This window comes from Sulfodiicoccus acidiphilus, assembly GCF_003967175.1.
GTDB classification, from domain to species: domain Archaea; phylum Thermoproteota; class Thermoprotei_A; order Sulfolobales; family Sulfolobaceae; genus Sulfodiicoccus; species Sulfodiicoccus acidiphilus.
The window spans coordinates 1,105,497-1,125,632 of sequence record NZ_AP018553.1; the positions used below are offsets into that span (position 1 = coordinate 1,105,497).

Here is a 20,136-nt window from a genome sequence, read left to right on the forward strand (position 1 = left end):
GCGGAAACCCTCGCCCTTCACGGGGGTGTAGCCCCTCCACCCCTCCGTCTAAATTTCCCTGGTTGGCGCCAACGACGCCCCTCCCCCCAGATCGATCGGGGTTTCGACGAAAACGAGGGAGGGGCGACCCCGTTCTCCCTCAATGGACTTCACGGAGGAAAGTCCCACCTTCGAGTGGGGTCCCTCCCCGATCCACTCTACTGCCCACCAGGGACGTGAACCCGAACAGAGGGTGGGAAAGACGAGCCATAGGAGGGGAACCCCCGCCCTTTAGGGCGGGGAGGAAGTCAGTCAAATCCCCGTAGAGTTAAATTACTCATCGTTGCAATGGGGTAGGATGAAGGTCCTCCTAAAGGGCGAAATGATAGTAGACTCCGACTACACGATAGGTCAGGGATTCGTCGGAATAGATGGGGGACAGGTTTCTTACGTAGGACAGGACCAACCAGAGGCCTTCGATGATGTCGAACTCTTCGTTGGAGGCGAGGGGAGGGTGATCCATCCTGGTCTTGCGGCGTTAGGTGTATATCCCGTCTTCTTTCCGTTTAGGTACAGGGTGCCCACTGGTAAGGTCAACGTTAACGAGGTGATTAGGAGTATGAGCAGATCCGACGCCTACTACTTCTCACTTCTAGCGGGATACAGGTTGATGAAGAAAGGCGTCACCACTGTTCTGATCAATGGTCCTTTCTTAGATCAGGCGGGAAGGGCCATGAAGTCTCTGGGTCTAAGAGTGGTAGTATTAGCTCACATAGGCTGCGACAGGGAAGAGTGGGGAACTTACGGTTCCTTGAGGGAGAGATGGGGCTCAGAAGGTACCTCCCTCGCAATAGATGTATGTGGTAGGGAATCCCTGAAAGAGGCCCTCGAACTAGCGGAGGCAGGTGGTCATACAATATTCGTGGAGAGATGGGTAGATCTGAGCGGACTTAAAAGAGGGGGAAGGAGGGTAGTTGCCATGGGAGGGGGATTCAGATGTGACCTCGACTCGGTTAAGTCCCACGGACTTGGCCTGACTTTTGTTCCCTCCTACGAGGTCTACAAGTTTTCCCTAGGGGAGATGAGGCCTTCCATATCACTAGAGTCGAGTCCGCAGATGAGCGTTATTCATGAGGCAGGGGTGGCAGTCTCTAGGTACCTCCTTAAGGCCGACGAAGCGTTTAGCTCCATCACTAGGTGGCCTCATGAACAGTTAGGTATACAAGGTGGTTCGCTAGAGGTGGGAAAACTGGGTGATGCAGTCGTGCTCAACTTTCACGATTCCTTGACGTACCCAATAGATCCATTGGCTAGCAGAGAAATGGTGATTTTCTCCGAAGCCGAAGCTGAGACCGTTGTAGTAGGTGGAGAGGTAGTATTAGACGGCGGGATTCCTATATCTGGAGACCCAGCGGACTTGGAGAAGGCTGAATCGAAAATCAGGGAATTTGGAAGGGCCTCTGGGTGACCCAGCTTGGGGGTCACAGAGAGAGCAAAGGAGGTGGGCCTCTGGAGGAGAGTCGAGGTGTTGGGAGATGTAGGGATCCTGAGCTTGCCCTTCCGATTCCAGATGGAGTCCGCCAAGGAATTTGCACAGGAAGTAATGATGAGGATGAATCTCAAGTCGGTGTGGGGGAGGTTCAGGGGAGTGAGGAGTGAGTACAGGCTTAGCGAATACGTGCATCTCGCAGGCGAGGAGAGATCCGAGGTCACCTATAGGGAAAACGGCTGCACCTTTAAATTGGACTTCACTAAGGTGTTCTTCTCTCAGACCCTGTCTTTTGAACACCTGAGGGTAGGAAAGGAAGTGAGGAGTGGGGAGGTGGTAGTCAATATGTTTGCTGGCTTTGGACCCTTCTCCGTGATCGCGGCTAAGATAGGACGGCCCAAGGTCGTCTACTCTATTGACCTGAATCCGTACGCCTACTACTACATGCATGTGAACAGAAGCCTCAATGATACACCAGAGGTTGTGCCCATATTTGGCGACGCATTTGAGAGACGAAGAGAGCTGAGGATAGCAGATAGGATCATAGCTCCGCTTCCAGAGAGGTGGAGAGACGTATGGAAGGTCGTTCATAAACATGCGAGATCTGGGACTCAGGTTCATCTTTACGTCCAGGTAGAGGTGAAGAAGCGGGAGAATCCTTTGGCTAAGGCCGAAGAGCTAGTTCCAGAGGGGGAAAGATATAGGGTAGTTAGGAGTCTGAAACCCACCCTATATCATGTAGCTGTGGACCTAGAGGTTACGAGGAGGACCTATCCTTAAAAGCACTACATTGCACATTTACTTTGTAAATGGAGGACGATCCTTTCGAACTGTTGCTAGGGTTCAACGCCTCTCAGAGGAGAAGGATGGAAGTTGGAGTGCACGTCCTAAGATTTAGGAGAAGGAAGTTCAGGGGAGAGTACTTCTACTCTGTTGAACTGAGCAAAGAGGGAAAAGTGGAGACTTTAGGGCTCTTTACCGATTACGCTCCAGCGGTAAGGTACGCCGGCAAACTAGTCAAAGCCATAATGTATGAGTAAGATTAGGAGATCCAACGGGGCTCGATTAATGACCTCGACGGCGTTTTTAACCCTCTAACACGTAAAGCTAAGGAGGATGAAGATTGTCCTCTGAACAGATAATGGAGTTACTGAAGACTGGAAAGATCGATTACGTTAGGGTACTCGTGGTTGACGTTCTAGGGAACGTCAGGAGTAGGTCTCTGCGAAGAATGGAGTTTGAAAAGGCCGTGGACATGGGTGTTAATTACCCAGAGTCTATCCTTTATTTAGACATCTGGGACAGGCCAATTAAACACAACTTCGACGACGTGATCGCCCATCCAGATCTCACCACTTTCATGACTTTCCCTTACTTAGAAAGGACCGGTGTGGTACTCTCCGCACTCACTGACAGTGGTGGAGTCCCATCTCCTCTCTGTGTCAGGACTGTTTTAAGAAAGGCCACCGGCAGGTTGGAGGGTCAGGGGTACAGGATGAGAGTGCTCTTCGAACCGACCTTCTACGTGCTCAGGGGTGATTCTCCTGCCGACAGTAGTAGGGCGTTCTCCTCCGAGGGCCTATTGGTGGAACAAGAGTTCCTGAAGGAGGTGGTGAAGTACTTAGAAGAAATGGAGGAGCCGGTTCAGAGGCTTAACAAGTACTTCGGGCGTGGACAATACGAAATAACGTTCTCCCCAGCCGAGGCATTAAGGTCAGCAGACTTCCTAACCGCTGCCAAGGAGGTCGTAAGGGATGTTGCTCTTCTTCATGGACTTAAAGCCACATTCATGTCCAAGCCCTTCAGCGACTCTCCAGGAAACGTCCTCCATGTTTACTTCTCACTCCTAGATGAAGAGGACAACAACGCGACTCTAGATCAGACGACGGGGCAGCCTTCTAAAATAGCCCGGAACTTCCTCGCCGGACTTCAGGTGCACATAGGTGCGCTTTCGGCTCTGGCCCTGCCTACAGTTAACTCATATAGGAGGTTAAGGGAGGACTTCTCACCAACCGTGGCGGCCGCAGGAAGGGAGAGGAGATTCCTCCTGAGGTTTCCCGCTAACTTCAAGGACACGGGAATGTTGGAGTTCAGGCTCCCTGACACCACAGCTAATCCCTATCTGCTACTTACGGGGATGATATACGCCGGTCTTGAAGGGGTGGAGAGAGGGCTCGAATTGATGGAGGGTATCGAGAGTGAAGAGGTTCCTACGAGCCTTGAGGAGGCGCTGAGGAGGTTGTCTAACGACAGATTGATGAGGGAAGCTCTAGGAGAGGAACTCCTGTCCCTCTATGTAGAGTTGAAGCTTAGGGAAGTGAAGGAGTTTGAACAACAGGTGACCCAATGGGAGAGGGACGTCTATCTTAGGCTCTAGCTGGATTTCCCTGTTCCCATGTTGATCGGATGGCATCGAGGTCTAGTTGACTCCTGAGAGCGCTACTTACGGACTCCACCTGTTTCCTGACCTCCTCGATCAATGAGGAACTATCTACTTTTATTCCAAATAGACTCGCAAAATTCTTGCCGAATTCCGAGTATAGACTACCATGCACGCTTAGTCCAACTACTTGGTCCTGAAGTGCTCCGTCCTCAACGTCACCCAAGTTAATTATTGGACTGCTCCTCCCATAGATCAATCTCCCTCTTCTGATTTCGTAACCCTCGAGCCTTCCGAAGTATCCGTCTCCCCTAGTTAGTCTTACTCTCTTAGTCTTATCGTACCTCACTTCGATATCAAAGAATCCCAACCCCTGAAACTCATTCGCTGGAGACTCTAGCCCAAACGGATCCACCAACCGACGGGCCAACATCTGGAAACCCCCACAGATCGCGTAAACCGGCCTGCGCTTCAGAACGTCTACAAAGCCTGCATCAATCAACCACTTCAGGCTAGCGAACACGCTCTTTGAACCCGGCAGGATCACTAGGTCCGCCTTTAGGGCCTCCTTGGGTCTCCTGACGAACCTGACAGAGACGTTCGAGGAAGCGAGGGCCTGAAATTCATTGAAGTTGCTCATGTATGGGTAGGCGACTACGGCTACCGTTAGTTCCCCGTCACCGAAGTCATTGACGTTCATTGAGTCCTCTGGCATTATTTGAAGGGAGTGAGAAAATTGAATAGTCCCCATATGCTTCATCCCTGTCCTCTCTTCTAACCACTTGATGGCGGGTTCTATGAGCGCGGGATCACCTCTGAACTTATTGATGATAAAGCCCTTTAGGGATCCCCTTACTGAGGAAGGAAGCATGTTATATGCTCCGAACGCAGAGGCGAAGGCTCCACCACGATCCACATCAAGAACAAGAACAATTGGAACCTTGAGCTCCCTCGCAATCAAGAAAGCTGAAAGGTCCCTCTCCATAAAGTTAGGTTCCGCAACACTTCCGGCCCCCTCTATTACTGAGGTCTCCCTCACTAGTTCAGCAATTTTGGGCCAAACTCGGCTTACTGTATCGTAGTAGGCTGATGGCCTGAACACACCGACGCTCTCACCCATTAATACCACCTCTACGCCTAATGGTGATGGTTTGAGGAGAACTGGGTTGTGCGATCTAGATGGTTCAACATCCGCTCCTATTGCCTGATAGGCCTGGATGAACGCTATCTCCCCACCATCAGCTGTAGGATAACTGTTGAGGGACATGTTCTGCGCCTTGAAGGGCGTACCACCGAGTAGCTTCACCAAGGCAGCTGAAATCATCGACTTTCCTGAGTCGCTCATCGTAGAGGCTAAAATGACAGCCACTTCTATCACTATGTGAATGGGGGAAATAAGGCTTGGAAAGTGATCAGCTCTCTGCTCTCGTTCTATAGCACTATACCGGCAGGAGGGGATTTAGATACAGCGGCCTCGTGGAGCTTCATAGCTCCGATCTTAGTAGGTGTGTTGGAAGGGATAGTACTCTTCATCGTCCTCTTTGCAGCATGGAACATTTTCGACGAACCCGCTGCAGGCTTATTGGTTGCTGCAGCTGCGGAAGGACTGAGGGGATTCCATCACCTTGACGGTCTCCTCGACATAGGGGATGCACTAATGGTTAAGGATAAAGAGAAGAGGCTCAGGGCACTAAAGGACTTTCAACTAGGAACTGGAGCCGCTGGAGCTCTCTTGCTCTACCTTTTCCTAATAGTTCCGACTGTAATGTTGTTGAGACCTACGTTCACTGAACTCGGGATCCTCGTTGCGGCCTCAGTTACCTCGCGCTCTGTAGGACTACTTCAACTTGCGCTGGAGCGTCCCATACAGGGAAGTTTCCTAGGCTCTAAGTTTAGCGAGGGGTTGAGCGGTAAGGCTTGGGTGTTGATGGTTGAATCATCTCTCTTCCTCACCTCTCCGTGGGCGGTCACGGCCTTCCTCGGTCTCACTGCCCTTTGGTTGCAGGTAAGCAGAAGGTCCTTAGGGGGTTCCTCTGGAGACGTGGTAGGAGCGGCGATTACCTCTTCCTTCCCTCTGATCTTACTAGCGGAGTTGAAGTGGCCTTGGTTCTGGTTCTTGCACTTGCACTGGTGATGGACCTGGTAGTGGGGGAGCCTCCCCTTCTCTTACATCCAGTTGTCTGGACAGGTAAGCTAGCGGAGAAGTTAAGCAAACCTCATTCTTCTAGACTGCATGGATTTGCCCTCTGGTTTATGTGCGTTCTGCCAGTATTAGTTCCACTTTCCGTCATCAGTTGGCTATCCTTTTCTGTCCCGTTTTTAGGAATAATAGTTGGCGCTGTATTATTGAAGATTTCCTTTTCAATAGGCATGCTTCGTTCTTTGGTTAAGGACTCTTTTCCACTCAGGGAGGACTCAAGGATTTACGTTAGTCAGTTAGTTAGAAGAGACGTCTGGACAATTGATTTGGGACACGTAGCTTCTGCCTCTATAGAGTCGCTCTTCGAAAGCATGGTAGACGGTATAACGTCTCCACTCATCTGGTACCTATTACTTGGTCTCCCTGGGGCCTTACTTCAAAGATTAGCCAACACGATGGACAGCATGGTAGGTTACAAGACAGAGGAGCTTCGAGAGGAGGGGTATTTCTCGGCTAAGATAGACACCTTATTAAACTACGTTCCCGCCAGACTTACCTTCGGTGTCATGATTTTGGCGGGCCTAATATTAGGCATGAATGTAAAGAAGGCAATCAGGACGCTCAAACTGGCTAGAATGGACAGCAAGAACGCCGTTTATCCCATCGCAGCAGCAGCTGGACTCCTTGGAGTGAGGTTGGAGAAATTGGGTGCCTATTCCATAGGTGAGGGGGAGTTGCCAACCTCTGAGGATATTAGGAGGGCATTGAGGCTTTTCGATCTGACTCTAGCAATCTTCGCCATAATGTTAGTTTGCCTCGATTATTACCTTTACGGACTCTCTCTGTTTAGCTACCCTTACGGCCTCGTAAAACTCCTCTAGTCTGAAGCGGTGGGTGATTAGAGGATCGACGTTGACTCTCCGTTCTGTTATTAAGTGCAGCGCTTCCATAGTGTCCTCCTCTACGGCGGCGTTACTGGGAATGATTGATATCTCACTGTTCAATAGCTCGCTAATATCGTAGTCTAGGACTGTGCCCTTGTACGGAACGCCGAAGAGCAGCACTCTACCTCCCTTCCTTGTCAACTTCAATCCCGACACTATGGCCTGAGGAGAACCTGAGGCCACTATAGTGAGATCTGCTCCCCTACCTTCAGTGAACTCACCGATCTCGCCCTTAGGAGGTAAGACAGCGTGGCCTAGTCCTTGAGCGAAGCTCAGGCGAAACTGGCTTACGTCGGTGACAACAACCTTTGCACCCCTCTCTTTAGCTAACGCAGCATGGAGTAACCCCATGGGTCCTGCACCAACCACTAGTACATGCTCATTAGCTCGAAGCGAAGCCCTCCTCTGGGCCCTCACAACTGTCGCTAGGGGTTCAACGAAAGTTGCCTGCTCGAAAGTTACGTTGTGTGGCAACTTGATTACGCCACCTCTCTGGACGTTCCACGACGGTACCTTGAAGAACTCGGCGAAACCTCCAGGATAGATGTTGCTCTCCCTATAGTGAGGACACATGGTGGGACTACCGTTCTTGCAGTAGTAGCATTCGTAACATGGAACGTGATGGTGGACAAAGACTCTGTCCCCAGGGCTGAAGGCTGGGTGACGACTAGCCTTTACTACACCTGCTGGTTCGTGTCCCAGAATGGGCTTAGAGGCTGTGTATTTTCCCTCCATTTTCTCTATGTCTGTTCCACACAGTCCGCAGGCCTTCATGGCCACCAACAGATCTCCATCCTCTAGTTTCGGTTCCAACACGTTCATTAGAGAGGTCCCCTGGTCTGTCATTACTACAGCCTTCATCAGACTTAGGAAAGATTAGGACCTCTAATAAGGTTGAGGGTGTCGACCGAAACTACAAAGTTAATATGGTAATATCGTGTAGAAATTAATGTGATAGTAGAATTCATGACCTTCGCCTTTGCCTTAGGGAGTCTCCTGCCTCTTGGAACCGACTCGTTAGTCAGAATAGGGATGCGGCTCAAACCAATCAGCCAAGAAGAGAGGGTGAGAAAGATGGCGTCCATAATGGGCGTCAAAGTGGATCGGGTTTACTTGAGGGAAGGCAAAGGGATAAATGCCTACTCTCTAGGGGGATTGAGGAACGTGCTTATACTCGAGAGAGAGTCTATGAACCTTCCAGACGATCAGTTCCGGGCAATGGTGGCTCACGAACTGGCTCACATAAAGATGAAGCACACATTAAAAAGGTCAATAGTATTGGCCGTTGGGTTGTCGGTGGTTGCTGCACTATCACTTATAGACAAGTTGCTACTTCCCTCCTTCCTCCTTGTCTTTCTCTTTGATATGGAGATCTCGAAGAGGATGGAGAAAGAAGCTGACGCCGAGGCGACTAGGTTTGTGGACCCCAAGGCATTAATATCTCTTATTAGCAAGTATGGGGAGGTAGGTCCCCTCTCCGACCATCCTTCAGCTGAGGACCGGATGAGGGCAATCGAAAGGGTAACAGGTGGGCCCTGATGAATGGCGACGGCTTTGATTGGTGAAATAGACTCCAAAAGCCTCCGCTGAGCCCCCACACGAGTTCGGCTGGAAGCTAACCATTAAAATGGAAAGGTTCCACCTATCCTCGCAATGTATGTTGGAAAGGCCATAAGGAGGATAGAGGATCCTAGGTTGATTACGGGGAGGGGGAGCTACGTCGATGACATCCAGCTGCCAGGTACCCTTTTCGTCGCTTTCCTAAGGAGTCAGTATGCTCACGCCAAGGTGAAGGTCTCTGCACCTAAGAGCAGCATGGGAGTGTTTACAGGTCAACAGTTGAATCCTGGTCAGGACTTTCCCGTGGCCTCGACAGAAGTAACCTACGTAGGGCAGCCAGTGGCCGCTATTATTTCGAAAGACCGGTACGAGGCATATGATGCCTTGGAGTCCATAGACGTAGAGTATGAGAGATTGTCACACGTCCTTAACCCTCGAGACGCACTTAAGAACGAGGTGAAGGTTTACTCTAAGGCCGAGTCTAACGTCAAGTTTGACTACACGTGGAAGTCGGGAGACGTGGAAGCTGCAATGAAGGGAGCAGAGGTGGTTCTAGAGGGAACACTGGAGAATCAGCGAGTAGTTGCGAGCCCTTTGGAGACCAGAGGAGCCTTAGCGTTCTTCGACGGTTCCAGACTTAATTTCTGGTCATCTACTCAATCAGCACACTACCTAAGGAGGAACTTGACTAAGTTTCTTGGCATCGACGTTCACGTAGTTCAGCCAGACGTAGGAGGAGCTTTCGGTAGCAAGATCATTACTCACCCAGAGGAGTTCGCTCTGGGTAAGATAGCCTTGATAATCAGGAGACCCGTAAAGTGGATTCCCACCAGATCCGAGGAGATGCAGACTGCTGGTCACGGTAGAGATAAGACGTTAGAGTTCAAGGCTGGATTTAAGAGAGACGGAACCCTCGTGGCCCTCCATGGCACCTTGATAGGTGACTTGGGAGCACCTTACGAGGAAGCAAACGGGGACGAACTGGGAAACATCAAGAGCTCCTCTAGGATGTTGTCAGGACCATATAAGGTCAAGGATGCACAAGTTAGGGCGTTCGGGGTCAACACGAATAAGACGCCCACCACTTCCTATAGGGGCGCAGGAAGGCCGGAGGCCACGTACTTCATAGAACGAATAATGAATATGGCATCAATTGAGCTGAAGATAGACCCCATAGAGCTCAGGGAGAGGAACGTAGTGAGTGAACTGCCCTACAAGAACCCATTCGGGATAACCTATGATAGTGGCAACTATAGCGAGGTCCTGAAGAGGGCGAGGAAGTACTACGATTCGCTTTCCTTGGAGGCTCGGGCAATGGGGGGATGTGTAGGGGTGGCTATGTACGTCGAGATAAGTGGGTTCGGTCCGTGGGAGACGGCTAGGGTCTTCGTGAAGAGTGATGGAAAAGTGCAAGTTTTCACTGGCGCAGGTCCTCATGGACAGGGAGATGGGACAGCCTTTGCCCAGATAGCTGCGGATGAGCTTGGGATTCCTTTAGAGAGAATAGAGGTTCGCTGGGGTGACACCGACTTGATAATGGATGGCATTGGTACGTGGGGAAGCAGGACAGTTACGGTAGGAGGTTCGGCAGTCAAGGGAGCTTGCTCGGAACTGAAGAGGAGACTGGTGGAGGTGGGGGCAAAGTTACTTCAGAGTGATGTGGAAGAAGTGGAGTTCGTTGAGGGAAAGGTAAGGAATAGGAAGGATGGTAGGGAAGTTGACTTCGATGAAATAGCGGCCAAAGCGTATGAGCTGGGTTACAGCTTGGACGTTAGTTACTCCTACCCAGTGAGACAGATCACTTCCCCTTATGGGGTTCACCTAGCCCTACTTAATGTGGACAAGGAGACTGGGGAGGTTAGAGTGCTCAAGTATGTAGCCCTCGACGACGTTGGAACAGTGATCAATCCTCTCTTAGCTGAAGGGCAGATCCACGGGGGAGTAGTGCAGGGGATTGCTCAGGCCCTGACCGAGGGGCTTACCCTCAACGAGGATGGCCAAGTCACGAACACTAGTCTCAGCGATTACGGTTTGCCGAAGTCAAACGTTACGCCTAGAATAGAGTGGGTAAGCCTTGACTTAGCTAAGTCGGCTGCGCTCACTGGAAGTAAGGGGATTGGGGAGGCTGGGGCCATAGCGGGAACGCCGACTATTATGAATGGAATCGAGGTTTGTATAGGAAGGAAGTTGATCAGGATGCCAGTAACTGGAGGGAAAATCCTAGGGGATCTAAAGTGAGGAGATATGTGTTGTCTGAGAAGGAACGAGAGGAGCTTGAATCGAGGCTTTTCGAGAAGTACGGCTTTCAAGGTGTGATTAAGGCGGAGATTGTTAAGGGAAAGAGAACCACTTTTTATATAGTTAATGAGATTCTGGCCTTCGTCGGAGAGGAGCTGGTTCCAACAATATGTGCGGTGAACAAGTTAGGTGTAAGGCTACCGAAAGTCTTAGTAGATGATGGTGCTGTGATGGCCTTAAGCAAGGGGGCAGATCTCTTCGTTCCAGGGATAAGGGGTACGGAAGGAGAGTTGAGAGTGGGAGGACTGGTGGTGGCTACTACTTTGAAGGGCATCCCCGTCGCCATACTCAAGGTGAAAACTATCCTTGGTCAGGAGGTCACAAAAGGAAAGTTCGGGGAAAACATTCACCATGTAGGAGACGAACTCTGGGAAGCCTGCAGCAAGAGTAAGTTACCTAAGGAAAAGTAATCGTTCACTATTCTCCTTATTTGCAACCTCTTCCGGTTAACTCCTTGAGGAGCCAACCTCTCCACCGACGCTGGAGGAAGTCAAGTATGTTAGCCATGTCATTAAGTACGGCAAGTCCAAATACCTAGCATTTCACGATGTTGAGGTTGGAAGGTATCCTAGAGGTATCGTTAGCAGTCACAAAGAACACGAACTACCCCGTCCCGACCAGACTTCCCGCTTTGCCACCATTTGCCCGAAGGTGGCGCAGCTCCACAGGAGGACCATTTCGGCTCTACGTTGAACCGATCTTCACCCGCGAGGTGTCAGACGAGGGGTCCACCACGATAGGCCCAAACTTAGGCTTCTCGGTGGAGTTCACCATGCGGGCCACCATCGTTAAAGGTATTTCGCGAATTCGTGTAAACTCGAGGGGGCCTCACGGGAGTGTCCCACTGACCTCATTAGGATAAAATCCATTGGAACCCTGAACTTTATGTTAAACATTATGAAGAAAGCGGTCGCAGCCTAGTCTCAGCCATCGAGAAACTGCTTTCTTTCATTGTAGGCTACAACCTAGTAGCATCAGTAAAGGAGTGTAATCTTCTGAGACTTCACGAACCTTCGTCTGTAAGGGGGAGGGGGAGAGACAGAATTATATTCCAAGCAACCGTATTTAAAAAGTAGGTTGGGAGATCTCGTTCAGCCGGGGTCGTGTCGGTGAGCATAGGAAGTTTGCCTATCAGAAGTAAGGAACTTCAAGCCGCTCTCAAAAAGGTCGATCGAAGTATGTTCCTTCCTCCTAACGTGAGACACTTGGCTTACGATCCGAACTATATCGATTCGCCAATTCAGGTCAGTCAGAAACACTCCACGACCGCACTCTCTCTTGGTCTCTTCATGCTAGACCAACTCGAATTGGAGAGTGGACATAAAGTGTTGGAGGTGGGAACAGGTACGGGATACTACACCGCCCTTATGATACAAATGGGGTGCGACGTGGTCACACTAGAGATGGATGATGAGATGTATCAACTTGCTTCGAAGGCCCTAGCTGGAATGAGAGTAAAACTGATTAAAGCCGATGGAAGTTTAGGCTTCCTTCCTGAGGCCCCTTACGATAGGGCTATAATTTGGTCTGCCTCTCCTTTTCTTCCTTGTGGTCCCTTGTCTCAGTTAAGGGAAGGAGGAGTAATGATAGTCCCACTACAGGTGGGAGAGCGTCAGTACCTCTACAAAGTGATAAGAACAGAACCTCCAACTATGTTAAGATTGATAGAGGTGCTCTTTGGTAAGATGGATGGAATATGTGGATTTGGAAGGTGAACTACCCCACCATCATGGACGACGTCCTCGCCGTGAGTCCCGTAGCGACACCCTTTCGTAGAGGAGTTTCAATGCAAGTGTAACTACTCCGTGGTGTCCCGTGCGGAATGGAGATTTCAGGACTCAAGACCCTCCTCACCAACTCAGAGGCCCACACTCATCATCTTCTTTCCATTTTATCTACATTTTGGTTAGCCCTTTGATCCTTATTTCCTGCAGACAGCCTTACCCAATTAAGGACCTCAAGAGAGAATTAAAGCTTCCTCAGCGAGATAAATGGTTCCATGTAAGCTCGAACTTTTCGCCAGATATATTCTCAATAGTTAGGTAAAGATAACGCGATCGGTGGAGTAGAAATGGCAACAAAACGGGTTTTATCGGCAATTCCCCTCTTCAACCCCTTTGATAGTGACGCAGTGGATTCGCTATGGACTTGTTGCTTGAACAGTTGTCATAAGGAAAGGCTAACCTGATGAACCCATGGGATTAGAAGGAGGACGTCAATTCCTACCTCGAGTCTTGAGGCAGGAATCGTATAACGCGTAGCTTAGTTTCTACACGCCGGATCCATTTATGGTCTGGCTAGTGTGGTAGTCGTTATATTTGAGTCTATGTAGAGAGCTTTCATGGTGTGATGGTAGTAAGTAAGAAAATTCACCTTCTTCTACTTTGACATCCTCTTCGTTGGAGGATAACTAAGACGGCGTTGTAGCTATGACACCAAAAGGGAGCCTCAGACCTCGACTACTTTCCACATATAGGGATTTAAACATAGGCATGGACGGAAACTGCATGAGGTAATCCCTTACAAAAAGGACCGCTACGTTATCGCAACTTATGGACTTAAATAGGAAGGGTTTTCTGACACTCCAAATTGCCCCCAAATGAGAGGTGTAAACCCGAATCATTGAAAGGGATCCTCGTCCTGAAGAACGAGGAGTAGCTCAATTTAAGGGATCAGAAACATAAAATGATTAAGCGATAATCGCGACTTACCTCAAACTGTAGACGACAGGGGAGTCATGAAGTAAAAAGCCTTCTCCTTAGGAGAGATGGAGTCCACTTCCAACTAGTTATTAGGCATTCATATTAATTTTCTAAGTTCCTTCTTGTCCACCTTGTTGGTGGAGGTCTTAGGGAGAGCTTCTACAAACAGGAATTTGTCTGGTATCCACCATCTCTGTATCTTGCCTTGTTTCACGGCATCCTCCAAACAGGAGCCAATGTCTCCCTCCTCGAGGGTTCCAGCCTTAACTATGAATGCCACTGGTCTCTGTCCCCACTTCTCATCCTTGACACCCACCACGGCGACCTCGCCCACTTTATGGCACTCACTAATTACGCTCTCAAGGATGAGAGTGGATATGAACTCCCCGCCGCTCTTTATAGCGTCACCCTCTCTGTCCATAAAGGTAACGTAACCAAACTCGTCAATCACGCCTAGGTCTCCCGTGTGTAGCCACCCGTTCCTCCACAGTTTAGAAGTTCGTTCTGGATCCTTGAGGTAACCTTCAGTAAGCCACGGGGCCCTAACTACTATCTCTCCTACACTTCTACCGTCGTGAGGTAGTTCCCTTCCTTCTGTATCCACTACTTTTATCCTCACCATAGGAAGGGGCCTTCCTCCCGTCAAGGCATAGTTAAGCCTGGCGTTCTCATTCATCTGAGATACCCTATCGCTAAAGAAGGCCACCGTCACAGGGCCGTGGGTTTCGGACATACCGTAGCCACTAGCTACCGTTATTCCAAACTCTTTCGCCTTTAAGGCGAGGCCGCGGGGAATGGCAGCCCCTCCCATAACCACTCTCCAGCCTCTCAAATATTCAGCGTACTCCCTTATCCTAGGATGATTTAAGATCATGTAGAGTACAGTCGGTACGGTTGCTGTGTAAGTTACTTTCTCCTTTCTTATAAGCTCAAGTATGTTTTCAACGTCGTATTTTCCAGAGAGAACGTACTTATTTCCACTCAACATGACGGTCTGTGGATAATCCCAGGAGTGAATGTGAAATAGAGGAACAAGAATCATGAAAACGTCATCAGGATTCACATTGAGAGGAGGTAGTCTCCCCACGGCCGTCAGCACCATGGTATGTAGCGCGATTTGTTTATGGGTGAACCAGACTCCCTTAGGCATACCTGTCGTCCCAGAGGTGTAAAAGACCATTGCTACTGACTCCTCGCCGAGTTCAGGGAAGTCGAAGTGGGTTTTAATCAGGAGGTCATCGTAATACCTAACGTTGGGCAGAGCCGAGTTTGGCCTATTTCCACTTTCACTGTACACTATCCACCCCTTCACGAAGGAGAAGGCGTCCTTGAACTTCTCTATCAAAGGTAGGAACTCGTCCCTCACTATTACGTAGCTGTCGTCGGCGTGTTTCATGGTGTAGAGCACCACCTCCGGCGGGTACCTCACGTTCACCGTGTGGAGGGTGGCCCCCATCATGGGTACGGCGAACATGGCCTCCATGTACCTCATTGTGTCCCAGTCTATCACAGCCACCACGTCACCTTGTCTCACTCCTAATTCCGTGAGACCCATGGCAAGCCAGCTCACTCTTTCCTTGAATTGGCTGAAGGTAACTCTCTCGTTCTTGTAGACGATCTCAGTTTCGGACCACGCTGTGGCTCCGAACTCTAAGATGTCCTTAATAGTCAAGTCTTGAGTCGATACGGGATTGGACACAGAGTAGTGTAACGATAGCTAGTTAATTAAAGTAACAGGTGTAATAACGCACTTGTTCGTGGATTCGACAAAATGAAAGACAAGCCTCGTTCATTCCATGAGTGGGTAAAGTCTTTAAATTGTGAATAGTAAGAGTATTATTGAATTACTAAAGCCATAAAGTGGTACATTAGTGAAATGCGTCCAATACACATTTCCAAGTATCTGGGAGCTGCTGGGAGTCCTTACCTGTGGTGAGGGGTAACGGACTGAAGACCTGGCTCACGGTCTACCGTCAGATGAATGGAGGGTGGTCTAAAGCCATCGGCTATCAAGCGATGAAGGTGGAGGCAGCGAACCACAAACCTGTTATCTGCCCTGAGGGAACCATCGCCCCTCAGGGGGTGGTGAAGAGATCAGTTCCACATTAAACAAAATGTGCCGACTTTATAGCTCTAAAGAACTGGGCCCTCTGGCCCTTAACTTCGAGGGCAAGCTGCTGTGTTCATAACGCTGACAACTGATTTACAAAAATTGGGGTTAAGGGGGCGGAAAGCCTCGCCCTTCACGGCGGGGACGGATAGCCCCCTTGTATTTATACTTCTTTGTTAAAATTTCTCTTAGTGGTACTAACGACGCTCCTCCCCAGCTCGAAAGAGGGCTTAATGGGACTGTGGGAGGAGCAACCATCGTCTCTCTTCTCCCTTAAGGGACTAGAGCTTTGCGATGAAAGTCCCCTCCTCTTCAAATGGGAGTGGATCTCTGATCCACTCGACTGCCCACCAAACGAGACATGTAAACCCGAACCGATGGCGGGAACGACGATCCCTCTGGGAGGGAACCCTCGTCCCTTCCAGGGCGGGGAGGAAGTCAGAGATAGTGTATCTGCTGAGTCTGAGTTCAACGCATGGATTCTCGATTTTACAAGGAGATGTCGAGTTGAACTCAGTCCTCTGTCTGTAGGCATACATCAAGGCCTGGTAGGGGTTCTACTAACCCCTGAACAGCCAGCTTAACGAAGTAGTAGGGACAAGTAGAGCACCGCGAAGGAGGAAAAGGGAACGGTGAAGTTATCGTCTAACCCAGGAATAGCCTCCACCGCTGTTGCTACCACTGCAGCTAGAACACCGAAATAGGAAAAAAGGAAATAACCCATCGGGACTGAGACCGCCAGCATTGCTATAGAACCCCAAAGACCTTTTTTCCTCTCTCCATAAACATAATTTCTTACTATTCCAGTCACACCGTCCCCGAAACTCATAAACAAAATTGGTAACAAACCAATTGAAAACGTGTTACCAGGATCGTTCCATAGATTCAGAAGATAAAGGAGCAGCATTAAGGTGCCGAAAGAGAAAGTGAAGGTTATTTCGCCGAAATCTCCAGATTCCTGAAACCACCCCATTAACCTACCTCTGATCCTCCTGATAACTAGATAAACCATCATTCCGTAGGACAGAAAAGCTGGGAACAACGGCGAGCTGAAAACTAAGGGGGATGCAGCAGCGACCACTCCTCCCCCCATTATGTGAATGAACTTCCTGCTTACATACTGGTTTGACTTCGTCTCTACTTTGCGAGACAAGTAAATTACGACGAACCCAACCCATATCGTGAAGACTACGCTCCAGACTATGTCGTTCAATGTTATTATCATTGGGCTGCAGGATAGCAATGGGGGTAAATATGGATGTCTTTAGATATGCCGAGAGGGAAGGCCTCCTCTTCCCCGATCCCCAAGGAAGTTACATAGTCGCAGTAGATGGAGACATATGTCTGGTGGATGGACCTAAACGAGAGGTGCAGTTCGCCGTCTTGGGAACGGAGGAACCTTACCTTAAGAAACTCACTGCGTTCAGCTCCCTCTCAGGTATGTTAGTAGATGTTACGTGCGCCATGGCCGTCCCAGACTCCAAGGCTAGAACGAGAAGGCTGGCTAGGCTATTTGGACAGACCTTCGAAGATTACGTCTTTAACATTCTCTCGGCGAATTTCATAGTTGAAAAGGGGAGGGAAATCAGACCAAGCCTTGCCAAGTTTACTGGAGAGCGTGACTTCGTCAGGCCGGACTTCGTGATAGAGGGGATAGCGGTAGAAGCTAAAGTAGGATCCTACGAAAGGGCCCAGCTTGACGCTTATGCCTCTTCTTTTAGAGCAGGAGTGCTAACTACCCCATTTTCCTCCCGGTGCGACGTGCCACGCGGATGGGTGTGCGTGTGTAACTTAGTTTACAATCCTCCCAAACTGGTTGAGTCAATAAGGTTATTAAAGGAGAGGACCAGGGGGGACCGTGGAGATAGGTACACCTCTCTTAGAGGGATCCCGTAAAATTTTGATTTTGGGTAGCGGAGAGTTAGGGAAGGAAATGGCCCTAGAGGCCCACAGGATGGGCCTCGAAATCGCAGTAGTGGATCGTTACGACATGGCTCCAGCTATGCACGTCGCTCACAGAAAGTACGTGGTGGATATGACCAACCAGAGGGCCCTTCTTTCCATAATCAGGAGGGAGTGGCCCGACGCAGTTATCGCCGAGGTCGAGGCCATAAACACTGAGGCCCTTCAAGAAGTCGAGTCCGATGGAATCAGAGTAGTCCCTAATGCCGACGCAGTCAGGGTGTGCATGAATAGGCTGGAGCTCAGGAAACTCGCTGCTGAGGAGCTGGGGTTGCCGACTACTAACTTCGGATTCGCCGAGTCTCCCGAGGAGGTGAAAAGCATTTGTGTAGATGTGGGTTACCCATGCATAATAAAGCCCGAAATGAGTAGTAGTGGGCACGGTCATGTGTTGATACGGAGTCCGGCCGAAGTCGAGAAAGGTTTCAAGGATTCCATAGCCGAGGCTAGAGGTAAGAGTAAGAGAGTTGTTGTGGAGGAGTTCCTGAAGCTAGATACCGAACTGACTATACTAACCTACAGGTACTCAAGTGGAGCTACGGTGGAGACCAAGACATTGGAACCTATTGAACATAAGAGACCAGGATACTATTACGTTGAATCTTGGCACCCCTCCACAGTTGGCGATGAGGTGAAGGAGAAAGCCAAGGAGATGGCCAAGAGGTTCGTGGAGAGGATGGGAGGCCTCGGGATATATGGAGTGGAGATAATGGTCAGTGGAGACAGGGTACTCTTTAATGAAGCGGCTCCGAGGCCTCACGATACCGGGATGGTAACAATGGTTAGCCAAGATGTGAGCGAGTTTCAGATACACGTGAGATGTGCTTTGGGCCTTCCAGTACCTGAGCCGAAGTTGGTTAGCCCGGCCGCATCTCACGTGATCCTAGCTGAGAGCGAAGGGTGGGCACCTAAATATGTTAATGTGGAGAAGGCTCTCTCTATACCAGGAGTGCAGGTCAGGCTCTTTGGAAAACCGTTTATGTACGAACACAGGAGAATGGGAGTGATCCTGGCCACCGGAATCTCGGTCGAAGAAGCTAGAAGGAAGGCCAGAGAAGCTAGTGCGATTATCCAAGTGGTTCATTAAAAAAGAGTCGGTAGATTTAGGTGGTAGTTGGTTTCTCCTTAGTAATCTTCTCAGGTTCTTCTGCCAGTTTTGTCCCCAAGGTCTCAGGACTTATAAACATCCCTATTCCCACTATTACGGCACCCAAGAGGAGGACTGCCGTGGAGAACCAGACGTTGTTGGGGGTATCCAGAGAGTAGAAAAGGTAGTTGTGCATGAAATAGACGGAAAAGCTGAACCAACCACCTAAGAATATCCCTGAGGAATAGCCGAAGCCTCCCCGAAGCCCTCATGGGTGCCCTGAATCTCTCTGAAAGATAGATAGGAATTATCCCCCACGGGGCCTGTGTGATCACGCCTATTGTGAGAGACGATGCAAGAGCGAGAGGGAAGTTACCTGTCCTCGCCCCTAGGAATAACCCATAGTATAGGGGAAACGTGAGTATTGGTGTCAACAGCGCCCATATGAGTGTCATTCTCCTTCTCCCCACTATCTGTGGGACAGTCCCGAAAACCAGAGCCCCCAAAGAAGGCTGCTACTGTTCCGGGAGTGTAGATGAAGTTGGCAGTTCCTATCGAAAATACTGATGGAGAGTGTTCTAAGATCTCTGTAACGAATGCGAATAGCGAGTAGGCATAGAAGAACATGCCAGTCATCCAGAGCATCACCTGGAGGAAGTCCCTTCTGTAAGGTCTCTTGAACAGGTCGAGAAGTGAAGTCTTTCTTATCGATTTCCTAGGACTTCAGGTCCTGAAAAACCGGCGTATCATCAATGGATAAACGCGCAGCAAGCGCGATCACGGCTGGAACTATGGATGTGAGGAAGATATATCGCCAAGCGAAGCTCTCTACCCCACTAACTCCATAAATTGATAAAAAGACACCCTCTACAGCGGCGGCCGCTGCTGCCCCAAAGGAGAAGACTCCCTGTACTAACCCGCTCACCAGACCTCTCCACTTGAAGGGAGTCCACTCCATCGCAAATGGATGTCCGGCGGAATACTCTCCGCCTGCAAATATTCCAACATCAACTCTAATAAATAAGGAAGAGTATGAAAGATAGAATGCCTACTTTGGCATATGTGGGGAGAGTAGAAGTCAACGCGCTTACGATTCCGAGTCCGGCCACTGCAATTATGAGGTCGTTTCACCTCCCTATCTTATCTCTTAGGTTGCCGAATATGGCAGAACCGAGGGGACGAAAGAGAATGATTAGTGTGTAGGAGAAAATTATGGTGAAGGCGGCAAAAATGGGTTAGAAGGGGGAAACAGCACCTTTGCTATCGCCGGTGCTATAGTTAGAATCGTGGTTAAGTCATACGAGTCCAAAAGAAATCCTGTAAACTGAGAGACGATCGCCTTCACGCTATTGGAGCTGAAGGCTCCATGCCTCGGATGATCGAGTGTGAGGCAAAAATATACCTGCAATTATACTTATGACTAATATAAACTTTTCAAAATATCGCTCTGGTATAAGTATAATATATAGAAGGCTCCACATACTA

At 49.6% G+C, this 20,136-nt stretch carries 16 protein-coding genes and 2 pseudogenes; 13 read left to right on the top strand and 5 right to left on the bottom strand.

The window, feature by feature from the left end:
- Positions 1 to 337 precede the first annotated feature (337 nt).
- From HS1genome_RS05960 to HS1genome_RS05975, 4 genes are all read left to right on the top strand, one after another.
- Positions 338 to 1,447: an amidohydrolase family protein gene (locus tag HS1genome_RS05960; protein WP_126450009.1), complete on the top strand. Its 1,110-nt coding sequence runs from the start codon at positions 338 to 340 to the stop codon at positions 1,445 to 1,447.
- Between the two features lie 6 nt (positions 1,448 to 1,453).
- The gene (locus tag HS1genome_RS05965) at positions 1,454 to 2,248 is read left to right on the top strand and encodes a class I SAM-dependent methyltransferase (RefSeq protein ID WP_126450010.1); all 795 of its coding nucleotides are present in this window, start codon (positions 1,454 to 1,456) and stop codon (positions 2,246 to 2,248) included.
- Positions 2,249 to 2,277: 29 nt separating this feature from the next.
- Entirely contained in the window at positions 2,278 to 2,508 is a 231-nt protein-coding gene (locus HS1genome_RS05970) for a hypothetical protein (RefSeq protein WP_126450011.1), read from the top strand.
- An 83-nt stretch (positions 2,509 to 2,591) separates the two neighbouring features.
- Positions 2,592 to 3,845, top strand: coding sequence for a glutamine synthetase family protein (locus HS1genome_RS05975; RefSeq protein WP_126450012.1), 1,254 nt, complete (start codon positions 2,592 to 2,594; stop codon positions 3,843 to 3,845).
- On the opposite strand, the gene HS1genome_RS05980 is transcribed toward HS1genome_RS05975, so the two are convergent.
- Positions 3,835 to 5,217, bottom strand: coding sequence for a cobyric acid synthase (locus HS1genome_RS05980; protein WP_126450013.1), 1,383 nt, complete (start codon positions 5,215 to 5,217; stop codon positions 3,835 to 3,837). The genes HS1genome_RS05975 and HS1genome_RS05980 overlap by 11 nt on opposite strands.
- A 39-nt stretch (positions 5,218 to 5,256) precedes the next feature.
- Between HS1genome_RS05980 and cobS the strand changes: the two genes are divergently transcribed.
- Positions 5,257 to 5,982 (top strand): adenosylcobinamide-GDP ribazoletransferase, encoded by a 726-nt coding sequence (gene cobS, locus HS1genome_RS05985; RefSeq protein WP_158613728.1) that lies wholly within the window; start codon positions 5,257 to 5,259, stop codon positions 5,980 to 5,982.
- Positions 5,952 to 6,869, top strand: coding sequence for a cobalamin biosynthesis protein (locus tag HS1genome_RS05990; RefSeq protein WP_126451344.1), 918 nt, complete (start codon positions 5,952 to 5,954; stop codon positions 6,867 to 6,869). The genes cobS and HS1genome_RS05990 overlap by 31 nt, the downstream gene beginning before the upstream one ends.
- Here HS1genome_RS05990 and HS1genome_RS05995 read toward each other — a convergent pair.
- Positions 6,795 to 7,793 carry a zinc-dependent dehydrogenase gene (locus tag HS1genome_RS05995; RefSeq protein ID WP_126450015.1) on the bottom strand — a complete coding sequence of 333 codons (999 nt, stop codon included), beginning with the start codon at positions 7,791 to 7,793 and terminating at the stop codon, positions 6,795 to 6,797. The genes HS1genome_RS05990 and HS1genome_RS05995 overlap by 75 nt on opposite strands.
- A gap of 90 nt (positions 7,794 to 7,883) precedes the next feature.
- Between HS1genome_RS05995 and HS1genome_RS06000 the strand changes: the two genes are divergently transcribed.
- The 4 genes from HS1genome_RS06000 to HS1genome_RS06015 all read left to right on the top strand — a co-directional run bounded on the left by HS1genome_RS06000 (position 7,884) and on the right by HS1genome_RS06015 (position 12,505).
- Positions 7,884 to 8,471, top strand: coding sequence for a M48 family metallopeptidase (locus tag HS1genome_RS06000; RefSeq protein ID WP_126450016.1), 588 nt, complete (start codon positions 7,884 to 7,886; stop codon positions 8,469 to 8,471).
- A gap of 114 nt (positions 8,472 to 8,585) precedes the next feature.
- Positions 8,586 to 10,730: a xanthine dehydrogenase family protein molybdopterin-binding subunit gene (locus HS1genome_RS06005; protein WP_126450017.1), complete on the top strand. Its 2,145-nt coding sequence runs from the start codon at positions 8,586 to 8,588 to the stop codon at positions 10,728 to 10,730.
- Positions 10,731 to 10,741: 11 nt separating this feature from the next.
- Positions 10,742 to 11,200 carry a DUF1947 domain-containing protein gene (locus HS1genome_RS06010; protein ID WP_158613729.1) on the top strand — a complete coding sequence of 153 codons (459 nt, stop codon included), beginning with the start codon at positions 10,742 to 10,744 and terminating at the stop codon, positions 11,198 to 11,200.
- A gap of 699 nt (positions 11,201 to 11,899) precedes the next feature.
- A complete protein-coding gene (locus HS1genome_RS06015) occupies positions 11,900 to 12,505 on the top strand; it encodes a protein-L-isoaspartate O-methyltransferase family protein (RefSeq protein ID WP_229768228.1) in 606 nt (201 codons plus the stop codon).
- A 1,084-nt stretch (positions 12,506 to 13,589) separates the two neighbouring features.
- On the opposite strand, the gene HS1genome_RS06020 is transcribed toward HS1genome_RS06015, so the two are convergent.
- Complete coding sequence (locus HS1genome_RS06020) at positions 13,590 to 15,191, bottom strand: long-chain-fatty-acid--CoA ligase (protein WP_126450020.1); 1,602 nt, start codon at positions 15,189 to 15,191, stop codon at positions 13,590 to 13,592.
- A gap of 602 nt (positions 15,192 to 15,793) precedes the next feature.
- Between HS1genome_RS06020 and HS1genome_RS12605 the strand changes: the two are divergent.
- Positions 15,794 to 16,042: pseudogene (locus HS1genome_RS12605) on the top strand (hypothetical protein); the annotation flags it as partial.
- A gap of 140 nt (positions 16,043 to 16,182) precedes the next feature.
- Here HS1genome_RS12605 and HS1genome_RS06030 read toward each other — a convergent pair.
- A complete protein-coding gene (locus HS1genome_RS06030) occupies positions 16,183 to 16,827 on the bottom strand; it encodes a diacylglycerol/polyprenol kinase family protein (protein WP_126450021.1) in 645 nt (214 codons plus the stop codon).
- Between HS1genome_RS06030 and HS1genome_RS06035 the strand changes: the two genes are divergently transcribed.
- Positions 16,827 to 17,498: a hypothetical protein gene (locus HS1genome_RS06035; protein WP_126450022.1), complete on the top strand. Its 672-nt coding sequence runs from the start codon at positions 16,827 to 16,829 to the stop codon at positions 17,496 to 17,498. The two genes, HS1genome_RS06030 and HS1genome_RS06035, sit on opposite strands and share 1 nt — an antisense overlap.
- A complete protein-coding gene (gene purT, locus HS1genome_RS06040; RefSeq protein ID WP_126450023.1) occupies positions 17,461 to 18,651 on the top strand; it encodes a formate-dependent phosphoribosylglycinamide formyltransferase in 1,191 nt (396 codons plus the stop codon). Before HS1genome_RS06035 ends, purT begins: the two co-directional genes overlap by 38 nt.
- A gap of 16 nt (positions 18,652 to 18,667) precedes the next feature.
- Here purT and HS1genome_RS13165 read toward each other — a convergent pair.
- Positions 18,668 to 20,059, bottom strand: a pseudogene (locus HS1genome_RS13165) (MFS transporter).
- Positions 20,060 to 20,136 lie beyond the last annotated feature (77 nt).